The sequence below is a fragment of the Roseobacter sp. S87 genome, assembly GCF_055693285.1.
Window position 1 is genome coordinate 1,363,532 of the sequence record NZ_JBVFTR010000004.1, and the last position, 18,932, is coordinate 1,382,463.

Here is an 18,932-nt window from a genome sequence, read left to right on the forward strand (position 1 = left end):
AGACTCCTGAAGACAGTCCTGTAACCGACTTGCCCTGCATCGGCATTCCTGCTGTGTGGTCTTCCCGAATGCGCCAAACCGCAGCCATCAAACGCTCAGTTGTTCCGGCGGGCTGTCCAGCAACTGGCGCAGACGCAACACAGCGGCTTCAAAGCTATCCAGTGACACGCCCGCGTTCACCGCCAGACGGACCGCATGGGGTGCCCGCGCATCACGGCAGACGAATTCTTCGGCGGTACGGATCTGCACGCCCTGCTGTTCGGCGGCCTGACAAAACGCACTCGCGCGCCAGCCCAGAGGCAGGCGCAGCCAAAGAAACGGCACGTCCGGACGCCAGACAACGTCGTATCCACCGAGGATATTGACGGCACTCTGTACATAGAGGTTGAAGGCGCCGCGCGTTTCCTCGGCCAGCGCGTCGATCTTTGGGTGGTTCAGCAATGCGGCGCAGAGATCAATGAGCGGCGTGGCCAGCCCAAAACAATTGTACTCGGCGACCCGGCGCAGCTCCGGTGTCCGCCCGGCAGGCGCAATTGCGAAACCAATCCGCAGCGCCGGGGTGAGTGTTTTCGCAAGCGACGAGACATACCAGCCACGTTCCGGTGCCAGCATCCGGTAGGTCGGCGCCCGGTCGACACGCATCCGGTAACAATCGTCTTCAACAATCTGCAGGTCATTGCGGCGCGCCACAGCGGCAAGCGCATCCCGGCGGGCCAGTGGCGTGAAGACCCCTGTCGGGTTATGCACTTCGGGCGAGGTACAGAAGATCTGGGCGTCATGCGCACGCGCAGCCTCTTCCAGCGCCTCGGGGATCACACCTTCAGCGTCCATCGCGACCGGCACCACATCTGCCCGCAACAGCTCCGCCGCGCGCCGGAAGCCGGGATAAGACAGTTCTTCGATCAGAACGGTAGGTTTCCGCCCCTGCAGAATGGTCTGGAAAATAAGCGAAAGGCCATTCTGCCCACCGTGTGACAATACAATGTCCTTTTCACCAAATGCGCCAAGCGGTGTACCCGCAAGCCAGCGCACAACTGCTTCGCGGGCCGGTTGGGCGCCCGAACGGCTTGGGTAATGCATGATGCCCGACGGCGGCTCCTGAGCGATCTGCCCCAGCAGTTTCCGTATCAGCTTATCCTGGCCGACCGCAGGCAGGTGCGGTGAAAACATGCTGACTTTGTAGACATCACCGTCTTCTTCAGCACGGTGCGAAATCACATCCACTTCAATGGGTTCTTCCGGAACAGCCATCGGCTTGTGGGATGCAACGAACGTACCCCGCCCGACCTCAGCAATCAGAGTGCCGCTCTCTGTCAGGATCGTATAGGCTCGCGCGACCGTGCCCGGCGTAATCTTCAGTGTCCAGGCAAGGTCACGCACGGGGGGCAGCTTGTCACCGGGTTTCAGCAGGCCTTCTTCGATACCTTCGCGGATCAGTAAGACCACGGCTTTGTACTTGGGCCCGTCATGATTGCTGAGTTCCGGCTGCCAAATTGTACCCATTACAATGTTTCTCTCGATTCCATGTACCAATTTTCGTATCAATACATCGTAGCAAGTTTGCTATATTGTGTCAATACAATTGAAGGAGATACCCATGACACAGGATATGACGCTGTCGCCCCGCACCCTCGACTACCTGAACCGCACGCGCGCCGTGCCGGTTGTGTCGCTGATCGCGGTCGAGTTCGCCGTCTGCCTGTCGAAATGGGCCACGCGGCGACGCACGAGGAAAGCGCTCAGACAGCTTTCCTACTGGCAGCTCGCCGACGTGGGGCTGACACCCCATGAGGCTGATACTGAGGCTTCCAAGGTGTTCTGGCGCGCATAGCCTCCCCGGTATGCACACCAGACCTCTTCCTGCGGCCGGGTTCGTCCTGGCCGCCTTTTTGTTTCCGTGTTCCGGCAACGCAGTGCCTGGTAAACAATGCTAAACTGCGCCCTGCCCCCGCACGGATTTTGGCAGCGAATACGTCAGTGACGCCCGCGCGACCGGCTTGTCGCTCCCTTCGGAATAGATCAGCACGTCGGTGACCGACAGCGACTGGCCAAGCTTGAGCAGACGTGCCTCGGCCAGAAGATCTGCACCCGCCGCCGGTTTTCGCATGAAATCAATCGAACAGTTCGTTGTAACGGCAAGGGCCTCGCGTCCGACATGGGCCATCGTCACCATATAGGCCGCCACATCCGCCAGCCCGAACATGGCCGGGCCGGACACCGTATTGCCCGGGCGCAGATGCCGTTCTCCGACCAGCAAACGCGCAACCAGACGATCCCCATCCAGATGATCTATGGCAAATTCGCCCCGGACCTGCGGAAAAACCTCGTCAATAAAGGCCATCATTTCGTCGGCGTTGAGTTTGAGTGCCATGCCCCGTTCCTTCTTGCTTTGCGGGAAATTTGCAGGGTTTTGACGCTGCGGCAAGCGACAGAACCTGTGACCCTGCGTCATTGTTTCCGGATCCGCGCAGGTCCGTTTCCGGTTTGGCCTCTTATAAATCGGGCACGAATGTGACACTTATGAGGCGAAGGTGATGACGCCTTCTGCCGATTTTGGGTCGCCGTTCTGCGGAAGGTCCCTCCGGGTCAGCCTCTCACTGACCGACATGCCCGCCGCGGCGACCCCAAAAACCGGCTTTTCTCCTGCACATCCGACGTCACGCACAAAGCCCGTGTTGCGCAAACGTCCGGCCTGCCCTACATGGCGGGCATGACAGAGGAACTCCACATCATCGGCGGCGGTATGGCCGGGTCCGAGGCCGCCTGGCAGGCCGCAAACCTTGGCGTCAGCGTGGTTCTGCACGAAATGCGCCCGGCTGTTGGCACATTCGCGCATCAGACCGGGCTTTTGGGTGAGATGGTCTGTTCCAATTCATTCCGGTCTGACGATCACGAACAGAACGCCGTTGGCCTGTTGCACTGGGAAATGCGCGAAGCCGGTGGTCTGATTATCGGCACGGCGGACAGGCACCGCCTGCCGGCGGGTGGCGCACTTGCGGTCGACCGTGATCCTTTTGCCCAGTCCGTGACGGATGCGCTCAGCGCGCACCCGAACATCCGCATCGAATACGGTGAGATCACATCACTGCCCGACGACGGGTCATGGATTATTGCGACAGGCCCGCTTACGTCCTCCGCGCTTGGCGACGCCATCGCTGCGGAAACAGGCGCCGAAGCGCTGGCCTTTTTTGATGCCATTGCGCCGATTGTCTACTTTGACAGCATCGATATGAGCCGGGCCTGGATGCAGTCCCGCTATGACAAGGGCGACACCGAAGAAGAGCGCACCGCATATCTCAACTGTCCGATGAGCCGTGAACAATACGAGGCGTTTATCGACGCGCTGCTGGCTGCGGATAAGACTGAATTTCACGAAGGCGAAACCGCCGGATACTTCGACGGCTGCCTGCCGATTGAGGTAATGGCCGAGCGCGGGCGCGAAACGCTGAGGTTCGGCCCCATGAAACCTGTGGGCCTGACCAACCCGCATGCGCCGGATGACAAGCCCTGGGCTGTCGTACAGCTGCGCCGTGATAACAAACTCGGCACGCTTTACAATATCGTGGGCTTTCAGACGAAGATGAAGTACGGCGCGCAAACTGATGTTTTCAAAACAATTCCAGGACTCGAAAACGCCAGCTTCGCCCGTCTTGGCGGCATTCATAGAAATACTTTCCTGAATTCGCCGACGCTGCTGGATGGCCAGATGCGTCTGCGCAGCCGCCCCAACGTCCGATTTGCCGGGCAGATCACGGGCGTTGAGGGATATGTCGAATCCGCGGCGATGGGGCTGCTGGCCGGGCGTCTGGCGGCGGCGGAACTGCAGGGACACAGCCTTGACACGCCGCCTGCAACCACGGCAACAGGCGCTCTGATCACGCATATCTCCGGTGGTGCAGAGGCGAAGACCTTCCAGCCGATGAATGTCAACTTCGGGCTTTTCCCGCCAGTTGAGGGCTTGCGGGGCGGACGCCGTGGCCGCAAAGACCGGTACAAAGCCTATACGGACCGTGCGAAAACGGACTGGAAAGGCTGGTTGCAGGGCGAGCTGACCCCTGCCTGACGCGGGGCCCTGTCTGGACACTCGCGGGGCGGCCCCGTTATAATCCGCCGGTATGACAGATACCTTTTTGGACAAAGTCTATGACGCACGCGATGCGGCATCGACACGCAAGCTCTATGATGACTGGTCGGGCAGCTATGACAGTGAAGTCACAGGTCAGGGCTATGCGACCCCGGGCCGCTGTGCTGCGGCTCTCGCCTCTCTTACCGACGATTTCACGGCACCCGTTCTGGATTTCGGCTGTGGCACCGGTCTCTCCGGCGATGCACTGACTGCCGCCGGGTTTCAGACCATTGATGGCCTTGATCTGTCGCAGGAAATGATCGACCAGGCCACGCAGAAGGGCATTTATCGCAGCCTGAACCGCATCGATGCGGACGGCACCTTGGCATTCGCGCCCGGAGCCTATTCCGCCATTGCGGCCATCGGTGTGATCGGAGCGGGTGCCGCGCCGGTAAGCATGTTTCACGTGCTGATGAATGCGCTGGCCCCGGGTGGAAAGCTGGTCTTTTCCTATAACGATCACGCGCTCGAAGACCCGGCGTATGAGGCAGCGTTATGTGAATGGGTGGATTGCGGAGCAGCCACGCTGCTGTTCCGGGAACATGGGCCGCACCTGCCCGGTATTGACCTTAAGTCCAACGTGTATGTTGTTGAAAAAGTGTGACTTTCACCACACGCTTTGCACCATCACCGACCGGCCCCCTTCATCTTGGCCACGCGTATTCCGCGCTGGTGGCGCAGGATATGGCCGTGCGGAATGCGGGGCGTTTTCTGTTGCGGATCGAAGACATTGACCAGAGCCGCGCCCGTATGGAATGGGAAGACCGGATTTATGACGACCTGACCTGTCTCGGGATCTCTTGGGAAACACCGGTGATGCGGCAGTCACAGCGGATGGGTATTTACCGCGATGCGCTGGCCGGTCTCTGGGCGCGCGGTCTGCTGTATCCCTGCTTTTGCAACAGGCGCGATATCCAGCAGGCTGTGTCGGCACCGCAGGAGGGCGCCCCACTGACCGGGCCGGACGGGCTGATCTATCCCGGAACCTGTCATGCGCTGCCGCGGGACCCCGGCGCGCCCCTGCCCGACAAAACGGCACTGCGCCTGGACCTGAAGGCTGCGATCGCACTTTTGCCGCCCCGAATGTCATTCACCGAAACGGGCCGCAGTGGTGCGGCAGAGCACATTCGTTTTGAGCCCCGGGAACTGCCGTCCCGCATCGGCGATATCGTGCTGTGCCGCCGTGACATGGAAACGTCTTACCACCTGTCCGTCGTGCTGGACGATGCAGACCAGAAGGTCACCCATGTTGTTCGCGGCGAAGACCTCTTCGACGCAACCATCATCCATGTCGTGCTTCAGCACCTGCTGGGCCTGCCGACGCCCGTCTATCATCACCACCGGCTGATCCGTGATTCCGATGGAAAACGGCTCGCCAAACGCGATGACGCCAGATCCATCGCACTCTTTCGCAGCGAAGGCGCGTCAGCGGAGGACATCCGCAGAATGGTGGGGCTATGAGTGGCCGTCTTCCGGTTCGCTCGTGATCACTTCCATCCCGTCCTGCACATCTGTGTAAAAACAGCTGCGGCGGCCGGTGTGACAGGCCGGGCCGGTCTGGCGCACCTGTAACAACAGGCAGTCGCGGTCGCAGTCCACGCGGAACCCGACCAGTTCCTGAATGTTTCCGCTGGTCTCCCCCTTGGCCCAGAAGGACTGGCGCGACCGGCTCCAGTAGGTGACACGCCCGGTTTCAAAACTGCGCGCGATGCTTTCCGCATTCATCCAGGCCATCATCAGAACCTCGCCCGTCGCTTCGTCCTGCGCAATTGCCGGGATCAGCCCGGCGTCATCATATTTGAGCGTTGCCGCATCGAACGGCACATCATCCCGCACTTCTTCGCGCATCAGAAAGTCCTTTTGCATCCGCCTGGCGCCCCCTATGTATAAAGAGCGAAGAGCAAGGAAAACCTCAAAGGCGTCCGATGTCCACAGATACTGATCTGATTAAACTTTATTCCGGCCAGATCCTCGCCCTGGCCTCAGATATCCCGCATCTTGAGCGTCTGGACGCCCCGATGGCTACGGTACGGCGGCGGTCTCCGCTGTGTGGCTCATCCGTGACGGTGGATCTGTCGGTGACCGATGGCCGGATCAGTGCTTTTGGGCAGGACGTCAAAGCCTGCGCCCTGGGGCAGGCAGCAGCCGCTGTGACAGGCAGTGCTGTGGTAGGCAGGAGCCTTCCGGAAATCGAACAGGCGCGCGACGAACTGCGCATGATGCTGAAGGAGAACGGCCCCGTACCGTCTGCTCCTTTTGACGGGTTTCGCGTCCTGGAACCGGCCAAAGACTATAAAAACAGGCATGCATCCATTCTGCTGAGCATTGAGGCAACTGCCGAGGCAATGGCCCAGGCACTGCAGTCTGACTGCGCCTGATCCGGCATTAGCCATTTTTAAGTAAAATTGTGTCATCACGAATCCCAGGCAATTCGCGGGGAGCCATGACCGTACATCAGCAGATTACAACGCCCGAACAGAGCCGGAGGTTGTCCGAGGCTGCTGCAGCCATCGGGTATGAGATCGTCGACATCGCCGGCTTTCTGGACCTTGTGGAAGAGCACGCAAAGTCGCAGCGCAGTTGCCTGAGGGTGCTGAACGACCGGGCAGCAGACATGACCCAGGCGAACTCTGACGTGCAGGAAGCGGTCGACACAATGGCTGAGCGCACCAGCGAAACCGCCCGTGAAGTGCAGACATCCGCCGGCCTTGTGCGCGCCACCAGCGAAAAGACCCGGAGCGTTGCCGAATGGGTGCACGCGCTCGCCGACCGGACAGAATCCGTGAGCGATACGATCACGGCCGTACGCACCAACAACCAGCAGATTGCCAGCATTGCCACCCAGGTGAACACGCTTGCGATCAATGCCAAGATCGAGGCCGCGCGCGCAGGGGATGCGGGCCGTGGTTTTGCCGTGGTTGCTGAGGCCATCAATGCACTCTCACAGCAGACGCGTGATGCTGCAGTACAGATTTCTTCAAATATCGAATCGCTGACGGGCTGGATCGGTGATCTGCGTGGCGAGGCAGGCGACATCGCCGAAAAGGCAGCTCATGTTCTCGAAAACGCGGATGGCACGGATTCCGCCCTGTCCCGCATTGAAAAGTCCATCACAGCCGCAGACAAACAGGCTCAGCGGATCGCCGGCCAGACAGGGCGTGTCGAAAACGCCATGACGGAATTCCGCCCGGCTCTTTCCGGGATCGGCGACGCCGTGGAAAGCACCACATCCGGTATCGAGCGGACACATGAGCGTATTCTGCGCCTCATCGACACCTCAGAAACCATTGTCCAGTCGACTGCGATGCTGAACAAGTCATCCGCTGACGGCGCGTTCATTGCACAGGTCCAGAGCCTGTCCCGACGGATCAGCGATACGCTGGAGGAAGCCATAGATTCCGGCCGCACCACGATGGAACAGCTCTTTGACCGCAACTACCGGACGATAGCGGGCACGAATCCCGAACAGTTCAGCACCAAGGCCGTTGATCTGCTGGATGAGCTGTTGCCGCCCATCCAGGAACCCGCACTCGCATTCGACAAAAAGATCGTCTTCTGCGCTGCAGTGGATGAAAACGGCTATCTGCCGACGCACAATACCAAGTTTTCGCAGACACCCGGTAACGATCCTGTATGGAACACTGCCAACTCCCGGAACCGTCGTATTTTTGATGACCGTGTGGGCCTCAAGGCAGGCCGGAACCGCGAGCCCTTTTTGTTGCAGGTGTATCGCCGGGACATGGGTGGCGGCGAATTCTGCATGATGAAGGACCTGTCTGCGCCCATCACCGTCAAAGGACGACATTGGGGCGGTCTGCGCCTCGCCTATACCTTCTGAAAAAAGTGCCGCACGTCCGGCAGGACGGCGGCACAGTAAAAGCGTCTTTCATGTGGGATCCGGCGGGAGCAAGGGGATCAGGAACAAGGCAGTAAAAATCCCCCGCACAATTGGGGACAGCGCAGGTGCCCCGGCCGGCATGAAATCGCAGGCAGAATTCAGAAAAAACCAGGGAGATGGAGCCCGACAAGCAGCATAACAACCAATGCAGCGGCACCTGCGGCATCCTTAGCAAGTGTGCTCTGCGACCGTGTTGCAACCGAGCGGATAAAGTTGAATGTTGCCATCGCTCACCTCCTTTGTTGCCTATTTGTTCTCATAATTTTAACCCTCTGTAAAGAACTAAATAAGAACTTTTGTGAACAAAAAGCTACCCGACTGTGATAAGCCGGATCGCCTCCTCCTTACTCATGAGCCAGAGCAACACCCGTGCCGCCTGCCCCCGCGGTGATGTGAGAGTGGGATCATCATGCAACAGACGCCGGGCATCTGACTGCGCTGTTGCCATGAGACCAGCCTGACGTTCCGGATCGGCAATGCGAAATTTCGGCACGCCGGACTGAGCTGTGCCGATCACATCGCCCGCACCACGCATCTGCAGGTCCGTTTCCGCAATAACAAAGCCATCTTCGGTTTCCCTAAGCACTTCCAGCCGCCGCTGAGCACTGTCGGACAAGGGTGGATGATACATGAGCAGACAGGTCGATTCAGCTGTACCACGCCCGACCCTGCCCCGCAGCTGATGCAGCTGAGCGAGCCCGAAGATCTCTGCCCGCTCAATCACCATAATGCTGGCCGCGGGCACATTCACACCAACTTCGATGACCGTGGTGGCAACGAGTACCCGCGTGTCGCCGGACTGAAACAGCCGCATGGCCGCGTCTTTGTCCTGCGCCGGCATCTGGCCATGAACAAGACCGACATTTCCTTCGCCAAGTGCCGCACGCAACATGCGGTAACGGGCCTCGGCGGCAGTAAGATCGACCGCTTCGCTTTCTTCAACGAGCGGGCAAACCCAGTAACACTGACGCCCGTCGGCAATTGCCTGGCGCAGCCTTTCGGTCACCTCGTCCAGCCTTGTATCGCTGATCATTACCGTCCGTACCGGTTTGCGCCCGGGCGGTTTTTCATCCAGCACAGAAACGTCCATGTCCCCATATTGCGCCAGCGCCAGAGAGCGCGGGATCGGCGTGGCCGTCATCACCAGAACATCAACAGCATCGCCTTTTTTGCCCAGTTCGAGCCTCTGGCGCACGCCAAACCGGTGCTGCTCATCAATCACAGCCACTCTGAGATTGTTGAAAATCACGTCGGTCTGAAAAACCGCATGAGTCCCCAGCAGGATCTGGATAGCGCCGCTGGCCAGCGCCTCAAGCTTGCGTCGGCGTTCCGCGCCTTTGTCGCGACCGGTCAGAATGTCGATTGCAACCCCGGCCGTTTCAGCCATTTCGACAAGGCTTTCCAGGTGCTGGCGCGCCAGGATTTCTGTGGGCGCCATCATCACGCCCTGCCCGCCTGCCTCGACGGCCCGGAGCAATGCGAGAAAGGCGACGATCGTCTTCCCGGCCCCCACGTCGCCCTGCAGCAGGCGGTTCATCCTTTGCGGCGCCGCAAGATCCGCATTGATTTCCGCCACGGCACGCGACTGCGCTGCGGTTGGTTCATACGGAAGCGACTTCAAAACCCGCGTCTGGCGTTCTCCGTTTCCATCGGTGATCCGGCCCGGACGCCGCCGGTCCCGTGCGCGCGCCAGTGCGAGTGTGATCTGATGAGCGAACATTTCATCATAGGCCAGTCGCTCTCGCGCAGGTGCGGTCAGCTGAAGGTCAACATCAGACTGCGGCGTATGGGCCCGCATCAGAGCGTCGCCAAAGTCGGGCCATCCGCTGGTATCCATCTGCGAGGGATCTATCCACTCGCCCGCTGTTGGAAAACGCCCCAATGCATCGCGCGTCGCACGGTACATCACTTTTTGTGTGACGCCTGACGTCAGCGGATAGACAGGTTCATACAACGGCATTTCGGATGCTGCATCGGGCGCAACGATGAAATCCGGATGCACCATCTGCGGCATTCCGTCGAACACTTCGGTCTTTCCGGACACGAGGCGCTCTGAACCTTCAGGCAGAACCTTCAACAGGTAATCCGGGCGGGCATGAAAGAACACGAGCTGAAACCCGGTTTCTGCATCAGCCACGTTGATGCGGTAGGCACCGCCTTTCGTGCGCGCCGGCAGGTGGGTACCAACACGGACGCGAACTGTCAGAACACCCGGCAGAACAGCACCGGAAACAGTGTCACGAGGGCGTCTGTCGATGCCGGAATAAGGCAGCGTCATCAGAAGATCCCGTGGCGTCGACACGCCGATCGTCTGCAGGTGCGCGGCTGTGCGGGGCCCGATGCCGGCCAGCGTTTCGGTGCCCGCAAAAAGCGGAAACAGAATTTCGGGACGTCCGCTCATGCAGCTCCGATCAGTTCAAGCCACGCTTCTTCGTCCATGATGGTCACGCCAAGATCAGCAGCTTTCTTAGCCTTGGACCCCGCCCCGGGTCCCGCCACCAGAATGTCAGTCTTTGCGGAAACGGAACCGGAAACTTTGGCACCCAGCTTTTCGGCGCGCGCTTTGGCTTCGGCCCGCGTCAGGGTTTCCAGTGTTCCGGTGAAGACCACCGTTTTACCGGCCACGGGGCTGTCAGAAGTTGCCGGGCGCTCCGCAGGTAAAACGGTCAACTGTTCGGCGAGCCGTTCGATTGATGCCCGTTCAGAGGGCTGATTGAACGCAGTCACCAGTGATCCGGCCATCACTGCACCAATTCCATCAACTGAGTTCAGCTCGTCCCAAGCCGACCCTGTAAGGTCCACTGCCTTGGTTGTGCCTTCCAGCAACGCGTCCCAGTTGCCGAAATGCTGGGCAACAAGAGCAGATGCAGCTTCTCCCACGTGCCGGATGCCCAGTGAGAAGACCAGCCGGGACAGCGGGATCGAGCGTTTTTCATCAATAGCATCGAAGAGATTGGCAGCAGATTTTTCACCCCAACCCTCGCGGTTTCGCAATTGCTGCAACCCTGTTCCGTATCTTTCCCGCAGATGGAAAATGTCCGCAGGTTCCCTGATCCACCCGTCGCGATAAAACTGCTCGACCTGTTTTGCGCCAAGCCCCTCAATGTCAAAGGCCGCGCGAGACACAAAATGTTTGAGCTTTTCAACGGCCTGTGCAGGGCAGATCAACCCGCCGGTGCAGCGCCGGACGGCATCTCCCTCGTCGCGCACAGCGTCGCTGTCACATTCCGGGCACCTGACAGGAAAGACGAAGGGCTTCGCATCGGCCGGGCGCTTTGACAGATCCACATCGGCAATTTTCGGGATCACGTCGCCGGCACGGTACACCTGCACCCAGTCGCCGGGACGGATGTCTTTGCCGTCACGGATGGGCTGTCCTTTGTTGTCCCGGCCCGCGATGTAATCTTCGTTGTGAAGCGTTGCGTTCGAAACAACGACGCCACCGACCGTCACGGGCGCCAGCCGCGCAACAGGTGACAAAGCGCCTGTACGTCCGACCTGGATGTCGATGGCTTCCAGCCGTGTCCAGGCCAGTTCCGCCGGAAACTTATGGGCGACCGCCCATCTGGGCGTCGTCGAACGGAACCCAAGCCTTTCCTGGAGCGACAGGTCATTCACCTTATAAACGACGCCATCAATGTCATATCCGAGTGTGGCGCGTTGTGCCTCGATGCTTCTGTAGTGGTCAATCAACTCTTCCGCAGTTTCGCAAAGCTGTGTCAGAGGGTTTACCTGAAATCCCAGCGCTTGCAGACGCGCTATTGCACCGGTCTGCGTTGCCGCCAGCGGGTCAGACACTTCGCCCCAGGCATAGGCAAAAACCTCAGCGGCCTGCTCCGTGTGACCGCGGCATCCAGCTGCCTGAGCGATCCGGCTGCCGCGTTCCTCGGGTTGGCAAACACCTTTCCACCGGACGCTGTCTGACGTTCGTTCAGGTCGGCGAAATCGGCGTGTGACATATAGACTTCGCCACGCACCTCCAGGATGGAGGGTGCCCCTGTAATTTTCTGAGGGATATCGCCAATTGTCCGGGCATTTGCGGTTACGTTTTCACCCACGGCACCATCACCGCGGGTCGCCGCCTGCTCCAGAACACCGTCTCTGTAACGCAAAGAAAGCGACAACCCATCAATTTTCGGCTCCGCAGACACAGGCATCGGGACATCCGCCGCAAGCCCAAGGTATTTTCGGTTACGTTGCAGAAAGTCAGTGACATCTTCGTCCGTAAAAGCATTCCCCAGCGACAGCATCGGGACAGCATGCGTTATTTTTGAGAATGCTTCCGAGGGTTCAGCGCCGACCAGTTCGGACGGGCTGTCCCCGCGTTTCAGGTGCGGAAACCTTTGCTCGATACCGGCATTTCGCTGTTTGAGCCGGTCGTATTCCGCATCAGACAGTTGCGGTGCATCTTCCACGTAGTAGGCATTGTTCGCGGTCTGAAGAAGTGCGGCAAGTCTCTTAAGTTCTGCACGGGCTTCTTTTTCGGTTAAACGGCTGATTTCCGGGTCGGACACGGGACAGGGCCTTTATCAGTCAAACTCTCTGACGTGATAAGGCCGGTGCCTGATATGGTCCAGTTTATTCTCGTTCAGCCGACCGGAACAAAAAACCCGCCGGATTGTGCGGCGGGTTTTGCATTATTAGGAACTGATCAGGCGCCAACAGCTAGAGGCTGCGGGTCATCGGCGACATTCGGATCCGGGTCGCGCAGAACGTACCCACGGCCCCAGACCGTTTCGATATAATTGTCACCGCCGGTGGCCTGAGAAAGCTTTTTGCGCAGTTTACAGATGAAAACGTCAATGATTTTCAGTTCCGGTTCATCCATCCCGCCGTAGAGATGATTGAGGAACATCTCTTTGGTCAGGGTCGTGCCTTTGCGCAGGGAAAGCAGTTCGAGCATCTGATATTCTTTGCCGGTCAGATGCACGGTCTTGTTTTCCACGCTGACTGTTTTCGCGTCCAGATTCACGGAAATACGCCCGGTGTCGATCACCGACTGCGAATGTCCTTTAGAGCGGCGGATGATTGCATGGATGCGCGCCACCAGCTCTTCCCGGTGGAAAGGTTTGGTCAGGTAGTCGTCTGCGCCAAAGCCGAAGCCTTTGATTTTGTTTTCTGTATCATCTGCGCCGGAGAGGATCAGAATAGGCGTTTCGATGCGGGACAGACGCAGCTGGCGCAGCACTTCATGACCATTCATATCCGGCAGATCGAGGTCCAGAAGAATCAGATCGTAGTCATACAGCTTGGCCAGATCGATCCCTTCTTCTCCAAGATCTGTTGCATAAACGTTCAGATTGGCGTGGGTCAGCATCAGTTCGATGCTTTTCGAGGTCGTGGGGTCGTCTTCAACAAGCAGTACGCGCATCATGTTCTCCGCATCGGATGGTCGTAGGTTCCTGCCGTTAACCCTGACGAAAAAAGGTTAACCACACGTTACCGTCTGCTAAAAACATAGGTGAACAACTTAAGGTTGTCTATATTTTTGTACACTTGTTGCTTTGAGTGCGTCCTCACCATGTTCAGAGACTGCCCGGACCCATTCGTGGAATTCATCTTCACTGATCGCATATCGCTTGAGCGCGTCACTTTGCGAAATGAGGCCATAAGCAACCCCGCGCACGACGGCGGCCTTGCGCGACGCGACCCAGCGGCGGGTGTTGGCAGGCGGCAGATCGGCCTGCGTCATGACGCTTCCGTCAGCCAGCGTAACGGATCTCGGTCCATCTACTTTCTTCAGGTACATACCACTTACTCGTTCTTACTACTCGGCGGCACCTTGACGACCGGGCCTTAAAGACCCATGAAGCCCCCTCTTGAGAGTAATTAGGATTTTCCTATATTCGCTCATAAGTCCCGGAGAGCATCATGCCGCTTGATCAGAAACAGCCCCTGAATTCGCTTGGTTTTGCCAAATCGCCGGCGGAAACACGCGTCGTCGTTGCAATGTCCGGCGGCGTGGACAGTTCTGTTGTTGCAGCCATGCTGTCAGAAGAAGGTTATGACGTTGTTGGTGTGACCCTGCAGCTTTACGATCACGGCGCCGCTCTCGCGAAAAAAGGCGCGTGCTGTGCGGGGATCGATATCCACGACGCTCGTCGCGTTGCCGAAAAGATGGGTTTTCCGCATTACGTCCTCGATTATGAGAACATTTTTAAAGATGCGGTTATTGATGAGTTCGCAGACAGCTATCTGGCCGGTGCGACACCGGTGCCCTGCATCCGGTGCAACGAACGCGTAAAGTTCAAAGACCTGCTGGCAATGGCCAAAGACCTGGACGCTGACTGCATGGCCACCGGCCATTATATCCAGCGGATGACGGGCGCCTCCGGGCCCGAACTGCACACTGCGGCCGATGCGTCACGCGATCAGAGTTACTTTCTGTTCTCCACAACTCCGGACCAGCTCGGTTTTCTGCGCTTTCCGCTGGGCCATCTGCCGTCCAAGGATGACACCCGCGCTCTGGCCGAAAAATACAACCTGAGCGTGGCAGGCAAACCGGACAGCCAGGACATCTGCTTTGTGCCCAATGGGGACTATGCATCTGTGATCCGGAAACTGCGCCCCGAAGCTGCGGACCCCGGCGAGATCGTACATGCCGACGGGCGTGTGCTGGGCACGCATGAAGGCGTGATTCACTATACTATCGGCCAGCGGCGCGGCCTTGGTATCGGCGGGCTGGCGGATCCTCTCTATGTCGTGCGCCTCGATGCAGACAAAAAACAGGTCATCGTGGGTCCGAAAGCAATGCTGTCGACACGCACTGTGCCGGTCCGCGAAATCAACTGGCTCGGAGATGAAGCGTTCACGGCACAGGACGAATGGCACGTCGCCGTAAAAGTCCGCTCAACCCGTCCACCGACGGATGCTGTTATCCGACCGATCAGCGCGACCGAAGCAACCGTCGAACTGATTACACCCGAAGAAGGTGTGTCACCGGGTCAGGCCTGTGTGTTCTATGACCGGTCGGGCAGCCGTATCTTTGGTGGTGGCTGGATCCACAAAGGCTGATCCTGAGCGCCGGCACCGGGAATAGTGTCAGGCGCAGCCTGGCCTTCGGATCACGCCTGCATACCCTGCAACACGGCGCGTGCAGCGCGCAGCCCCGGTGCTTCACCGCCTTCGCCCAGACGCTGCATCGTCAGTTCCATGGCCTCTTCCTGCGCATGCGGATCACGCAGCACAGCATCAAGCCCGCCTGCAATCTTTTCCGCCGTACAGTCTGGCCCGAGGAAGTCCGGGACCACCCTCGTGTCGGACACAAGATTCACCAGAGTTACTGTATCCACCAGCGCCATGCGACGGATCAGATAAAAACTCAGCCAGTGCATGCGGTATGCGATGACCATCGGGGTCCGGGCGGCGGCAAGTTCAAGGGATACAGTCCCAGATGCCGCCAGCGCGATATCCGCCGCGCGGAACGCGGCTCGTTTTTCTGCCGCAGCGCTTTCAATATCCTGCCCGCGCGGGTCCAGAACAATTGCGTCGACCGGCCAGCTCCGGACAGCTTCCGTCACCTGTTCTGCCACGGCAGAGGCCGCGGGCACAACGATGCGCAGCCCCGGATGCAACGCGCTGAACCGACCCAGAGCCTCACCAAACACCGCCGACAGACGGGCAACCTCACCTGCACGCGATCCGGGCAGCACCAGAGCAACGGGTGCATTTCCCAGGCCCTGGTCTGCGCGAAAGGCTGCGGCCTCAGCTTCGGTCGCCTGCGGTTCTGCTACGACAGGATGGCCGACAAAGTCACAGGCCATACCTTCGCGCGTCATCAGCGGCGGCTCAAAGGGAAAGAGTGCCAGAACATGGTCAATGAAGCGCGCCATCTTTGCAGCCCGCTTCGGGCGCCAGGCCCAGACCGTTGGTGCTACATAGTGAACGGTCCGTACATCACAGGATTCTTTGACCAGTTTCGCCACGCGCAGGGAAAAGTCCGGACTGTCGATGGTGATCATCACATCCGGGCGGGTAGCGATCACCTGTTCTGCGGTTTCGCGGATACGTGCTTTGAGCGCACGGTACTTTGGCAGAATCTCTGCAATTCCCATCACGCTGAGTTCCTTCATCGGGAACTGCGAGACGAGGCCCTCGGCCTGCATGCCGGCGCCGCCTATACCGTCAAAGGTGACGTCCGGATGCAGCTCCTTCAGACCGGCCATCAGAGCAGCGCCAAGACGATCCCCAGAGGGCTCGCCCGCGACAATAAAAACCCGCATCAGTTCGGCTCGCGGGACCAGAGCACCAGCCCCGCTTCATCCGCCCGCCGGATCGTCTCGTCGCGCGCCAGCATAACCGTCTGACCCGCCACGATCACCAGCCCTGCCAGTCCGGCGGCAACAACGGCGTCAATCGTATCCGGGCCGACAGCGGGCATGTCCACGCGCAGGTCTTGCCCCGTTTTTGGTGCCTTGATCAGCAGCGCCCGTGTTTTCCGGACCGCCGGTGGCAACGTTGCGAGCATATGGTCGGTGCCGCCGACGGTCTCAACCGCCCAGATCTGCCCTGCGCCAGCAACGCAGCCCTGGCCCACATCGAGCGGCGCAAGCGCCGCCAGAACCTCGCGGCCCCGTTTTTCATCTTCGCAAAGCGCATCGTCCGGCCAGGTGGCAGACAAAACACCCTCGGGTGCGAGAATGCCCGGCGCCAGCTCATGTGCGCCCCGCACGGTAAATCCGCGCTCTTCAAAGATGCCCAGTACGGCCCGCAGAGCCCCGTCATCGCCCGAGGCAATCGCCTGCATGAGCACAGGGACCAGCGGCATTGTGGCCGCATCAATGGCAGCAGGGTCCACAGCCGGTCGCTGAACAGCGCCACAGAAACAGACCTGTGTTACCCCTCTGTCCTGCAACTGCTCCAGCAGGGTGCCGAGGCGTTCGAGGCGGAAGGGAAGATCCACTTCAAGGCCCTCAGGCGTGAATCCTTCGAGGGCGCACACCACAGGTGCCTTGTCCTGTGCCGCGGCGACAGCCGCCGGCAGACCGCCGCTTCCTGCAATCAACGCCAGCATCAGCGCGGGGTCAGAAAGTGACGGCCACTGTCGGCCAGAACAAAATCGACGATTTCGCGCACATAGTCACTTGTGGTTTCATCGCCCAGCCTCTGCGCGCGGTCGTGGAACGTCCCTTCGCCCTGAGCCAGCATCTGGAAAGCGGCGCGCAGCGCGGTGATATCAGCACGCGACACACCGCGACGCTTGAGCCCGACGAGGTTCAGGCCGTCCAGTTCACCCCGTGGGGCCTGCACAAGGCCGTAGGGGATCACATCATTGGTCACCATCGTCACGGCTCCGATAATGGCGCCACGTCCGATGCGGACGAACTGATGCACACCGGACAGGCCGCCGACGATCACGTCATCCTCCAGGATACAATGGCCCGCGATCGCAACCGAATTTACGATGATACAGCGATCACCGATAATCGCATCGTGAGCGATATGGCATCCGGCCATAAAGAGCCCGTCATCCCCAACGCGGGTCACTCCACCGCCGCCCTCAGTGCCACAGTTCATTGTGACATGCTCGCGGATGCGGTTACGTTTGCCGATCACCAGTTCAGTCGCTTCGCCCCGGAACTTAAGGTCCTGGGGAATTTCTCCGATGACCGCAAAGGGGAAGATAACGGTGTCCTCTCCCACAATGGTGCGTCCCGTCACCACCACATGGCTGCGCAGTTCAACGCCCGGCCCCAGCGTGACCTGAGGCCCTACAGTGCAGAACGGTCCCACTGTTGCGGTCGGATCAATCTTTGCGCCCTCTTCAACGACAGCGCTGGGGTGAATGCCGCCCATGCGCTCAGAGGTCCATCATGGCAGTGAACTCGCATTCCGCCGCCATTTCGCCGTCCACACTGGCAACACCGCCAAAACGCCAGACCTTGCCACCGGGTTTGCCACGCAGGGTGGTCACACGCATTTCCAGTACGTCCCCCGGCACAACCTTCCGGCGGAACTTGGCTTTGTCGATGGCCATGAAATACACCTTCATGTCCTTGTCCGCCATCTCAAGCGTGACACCAACCATGACCGCCGCAGTCTGGGCCATCGCTTCGATGATCGTCACGCCCGGCATGATGGGCAGGCCGGGGAAATGCCCCTGAAAATGCGGTTCGTTCATGGTGACATTCTTAAGACCCAGAGCAGACTGGGTTCCGTCGATATCGACCACGCGGTCAACCAGAAGAAAGGGATACCGGTGTGGCAGAATACGCTGGATAAGCTGAATGTCCGCCTCGGTGCTCGGGCTGGTCATAGTAAGTGTCCTTTTATCCTCAAGGGCTTGAACATGCCTAGCAACTCAACCCATCCGGGGCAAGCACACTGACCCGGCAGGCGCTACTGTTCCGGTGCATTGCCGGCGTCGGGCAACAACTCGTTCAGACGTGATATGGCCATATCCGTGATGTCGATGGAGTTCGAACTGATGAAAACTGACCGGCGTTCCATAATGACGCCCGCACCTGCTTCACGCATCAACTGCTCCAGAACAGGTGCAGTGGCATTCAGGAACTGGCGCCTGCGTTCCTCAAGGTCTGTATTGAGCTGGCGCGTTTTCATGTCCTGCTCGCGGCGAATTTCCTGAACCTTCGCGTCGAAGGCATCCGCAAGTTCACGGAATTCCTGAGGCGTCAGGCTTGCGCGCTGTTCAGTAATGTCACGCTCTTCCTGGCTGAGTTCTTCTTCAATCCGCCGGTTTTCAGAACTCAGTTGCGCCGCAAGCGCCTCAAACTCTGCGGCCGTGTTCCGACCAAAGTCACTGCCCTCGAACATGCGCTCAGAATCGATGGTGAGCACCGGGCTCTTTACATCCAGCCTGCTGCGCTCCTGCGCCGTGACCGCCCCGGCAAGCAGCACAAGGGCTGCCATCACTGCACCAGTGATGCTGCGTCTCACCGCAGACACCCG

General features: G+C 59.4%; 18 protein-coding genes and 1 pseudogene. 7 read left to right on the forward strand and 12 right to left on the reverse strand.

Annotated elements, in window-relative coordinates:
• Positions 1-87 precede the first annotated feature (87 nt).
• Positions 88-1,503, reverse strand: coding sequence for an aminotransferase-like domain-containing protein (locus ACZ1HA_RS07610; RefSeq protein WP_472713460.1), 1,416 nt, complete (start codon positions 1,501-1,503; stop codon positions 88-90).
• 94 nt (positions 1,504-1,597) lie between these two features.
• On the opposite strand from ACZ1HA_RS07610, the gene ACZ1HA_RS07615 reads away from it, so the two are divergent.
• Entirely contained in the window at positions 1,598-1,831 is a 234-nt protein-coding gene (locus ACZ1HA_RS07615; RefSeq protein WP_375227640.1) for a DUF1127 domain-containing protein, read from the forward strand.
• A gap of 99 nt (positions 1,832-1,930) precedes the next feature.
• Here ACZ1HA_RS07615 and ACZ1HA_RS07620 read toward each other — a convergent pair whose 3' ends face one another.
• Positions 1,931-2,371, reverse strand: a complete 441-nt coding sequence (locus ACZ1HA_RS07620) for a PaaI family thioesterase (protein WP_472713461.1) — start codon at positions 2,369-2,371, stop codon at positions 1,931-1,933.
• A 339-nt stretch (positions 2,372-2,710) separates the two neighbouring features.
• Between ACZ1HA_RS07620 and trmFO the strand changes: the two genes are divergently transcribed.
• From trmFO to gluQRS, 3 genes are read left to right on the forward strand one after another with little or no spacing between them, the layout of a single operon-like run.
• Positions 2,711-4,063, forward strand: a complete 1,353-nt coding sequence (gene trmFO, locus ACZ1HA_RS07625; protein ID WP_472713462.1) for a methylenetetrahydrofolate--tRNA-(uracil(54)-C(5))-methyltransferase (FADH(2)-oxidizing) TrmFO — start codon at positions 2,711-2,713, stop codon at positions 4,061-4,063.
• A gap of 52 nt (positions 4,064-4,115) precedes the next feature.
• On the forward strand, positions 4,116-4,730 hold the full coding sequence (locus ACZ1HA_RS07630) for a class I SAM-dependent DNA methyltransferase (protein ID WP_472713463.1): 615 nt from the start codon (positions 4,116-4,118) through the stop codon (positions 4,728-4,730).
• A complete protein-coding gene (gene gluQRS, locus ACZ1HA_RS07635) occupies positions 4,727-5,587 on the forward strand; it encodes a tRNA glutamyl-Q(34) synthetase GluQRS (protein WP_472713464.1) in 861 nt (286 codons plus the stop codon). The genes ACZ1HA_RS07630 and gluQRS overlap by 4 nt, the downstream gene beginning before the upstream one ends.
• Here the strand turns inward: gluQRS and hisI are convergent.
• Entirely contained in the window at positions 5,582-5,950 is a 369-nt protein-coding gene (hisI, locus tag ACZ1HA_RS07640) for a phosphoribosyl-AMP cyclohydrolase (RefSeq protein ID WP_472715302.1), read from the reverse strand. The two genes, gluQRS and hisI, sit on opposite strands and share 6 nt — an antisense overlap.
• Before the next feature lie 101 nt (positions 5,951-6,051).
• On the opposite strand from hisI, the gene ACZ1HA_RS07645 reads away from it, so the two are divergent.
• Together ACZ1HA_RS07645 and ACZ1HA_RS07650 are read left to right on the forward strand one after the other, a co-directional pair.
• The gene (locus ACZ1HA_RS07645) at positions 6,052-6,504 is read left to right on the forward strand and encodes an iron-sulfur cluster assembly scaffold protein (protein ID WP_375227635.1); all 453 of its coding nucleotides are present in this window, start codon (positions 6,052-6,054) and stop codon (positions 6,502-6,504) included.
• Between the two features lie 65 nt (positions 6,505-6,569).
• Positions 6,570-7,964 carry a methyl-accepting chemotaxis protein gene (locus tag ACZ1HA_RS07650; RefSeq protein WP_472713465.1) on the forward strand — a complete coding sequence of 465 codons (1,395 nt, stop codon included), beginning with the start codon at positions 6,570-6,572 and terminating at the stop codon, positions 7,962-7,964.
• A 370-nt stretch (positions 7,965-8,334) separates the two neighbouring features.
• Here ACZ1HA_RS07650 and recG read toward each other — a convergent pair whose 3' ends face one another.
• The 4 genes and pseudogenes from recG to sciP all read right to left on the reverse strand — a co-directional run bounded on the left by recG (position 8,335) and on the right by sciP (position 13,773).
• Positions 8,335-10,425: an ATP-dependent DNA helicase RecG gene (recG, locus tag ACZ1HA_RS07655; protein ID WP_472713466.1), complete on the reverse strand. Its 2,091-nt coding sequence runs from the start codon at positions 10,423-10,425 to the stop codon at positions 8,335-8,337.
• A pseudogene (gene ligA, locus ACZ1HA_RS07660) lies at positions 10,422-12,274 on the reverse strand (NAD-dependent DNA ligase LigA). Before ligA ends, recG begins: the two are co-directional and overlap by 4 nt.
• A 401-nt stretch (positions 12,275-12,675) precedes the next feature.
• A complete protein-coding gene (gene ctrA / locus ACZ1HA_RS07665) occupies positions 12,676-13,395 on the reverse strand; it encodes a response regulator transcription factor CtrA (RefSeq protein WP_375230853.1) in 720 nt (239 codons plus the stop codon).
• A 99-nt stretch (positions 13,396-13,494) separates the two neighbouring features.
• Complete coding sequence (gene sciP / locus ACZ1HA_RS07670) at positions 13,495-13,773, reverse strand: CtrA inhibitor SciP (RefSeq protein ID WP_375227630.1); 279 nt, start codon at positions 13,771-13,773, stop codon at positions 13,495-13,497.
• Between the two features lie 122 nt (positions 13,774-13,895).
• Here sciP and mnmA point away from each other — a divergent pair, with 122 nt between their 5' ends.
• The gene (mnmA, locus tag ACZ1HA_RS07675) at positions 13,896-15,038 is read left to right on the forward strand and encodes a tRNA 2-thiouridine(34) synthase MnmA (protein WP_472713467.1); all 1,143 of its coding nucleotides are present in this window, start codon (positions 13,896-13,898) and stop codon (positions 15,036-15,038) included.
• Between the two features lie 50 nt (positions 15,039-15,088).
• Here the strand turns inward: mnmA and lpxB are convergent, their stop codons facing one another.
• The 5 genes from lpxB to ACZ1HA_RS07700 form a co-directional block, all read right to left on the reverse strand.
• On the reverse strand, positions 15,089-16,246 hold the full coding sequence (lpxB, locus tag ACZ1HA_RS07680; protein ID WP_472713468.1) for a lipid-A-disaccharide synthase: 1,158 nt from the start codon (positions 16,244-16,246) through the stop codon (positions 15,089-15,091).
• Complete coding sequence (locus ACZ1HA_RS07685; RefSeq protein ID WP_472713469.1) at positions 16,246-17,037, reverse strand: LpxI family protein; 792 nt, start codon at positions 17,035-17,037, stop codon at positions 16,246-16,248. Before ACZ1HA_RS07685 ends, lpxB begins: the two co-directional genes overlap by 1 nt.
• Entirely contained in the window at positions 17,037-17,819 is a 783-nt protein-coding gene (lpxA, locus tag ACZ1HA_RS07690; protein WP_375227626.1) for an acyl-ACP--UDP-N-acetylglucosamine O-acyltransferase, read from the reverse strand. Before lpxA ends, ACZ1HA_RS07685 begins: the two co-directional genes overlap by 1 nt.
• A 4-nt stretch (positions 17,820-17,823) precedes the next feature.
• The gene (gene fabZ, locus ACZ1HA_RS07695; protein WP_375227625.1) at positions 17,824-18,279 is read right to left on the reverse strand and encodes a 3-hydroxyacyl-ACP dehydratase FabZ; all 456 of its coding nucleotides are present in this window, start codon (positions 18,277-18,279) and stop codon (positions 17,824-17,826) included.
• 83 nt (positions 18,280-18,362) lie between these two features.
• The gene (locus ACZ1HA_RS07700) at positions 18,363-18,920 is read right to left on the reverse strand and encodes an OmpH/Skp family outer membrane protein (RefSeq protein ID WP_472713470.1); all 558 of its coding nucleotides are present in this window, start codon (positions 18,918-18,920) and stop codon (positions 18,363-18,365) included.
• Between the last annotated feature and the right edge of the window lie 12 nt (positions 18,921-18,932).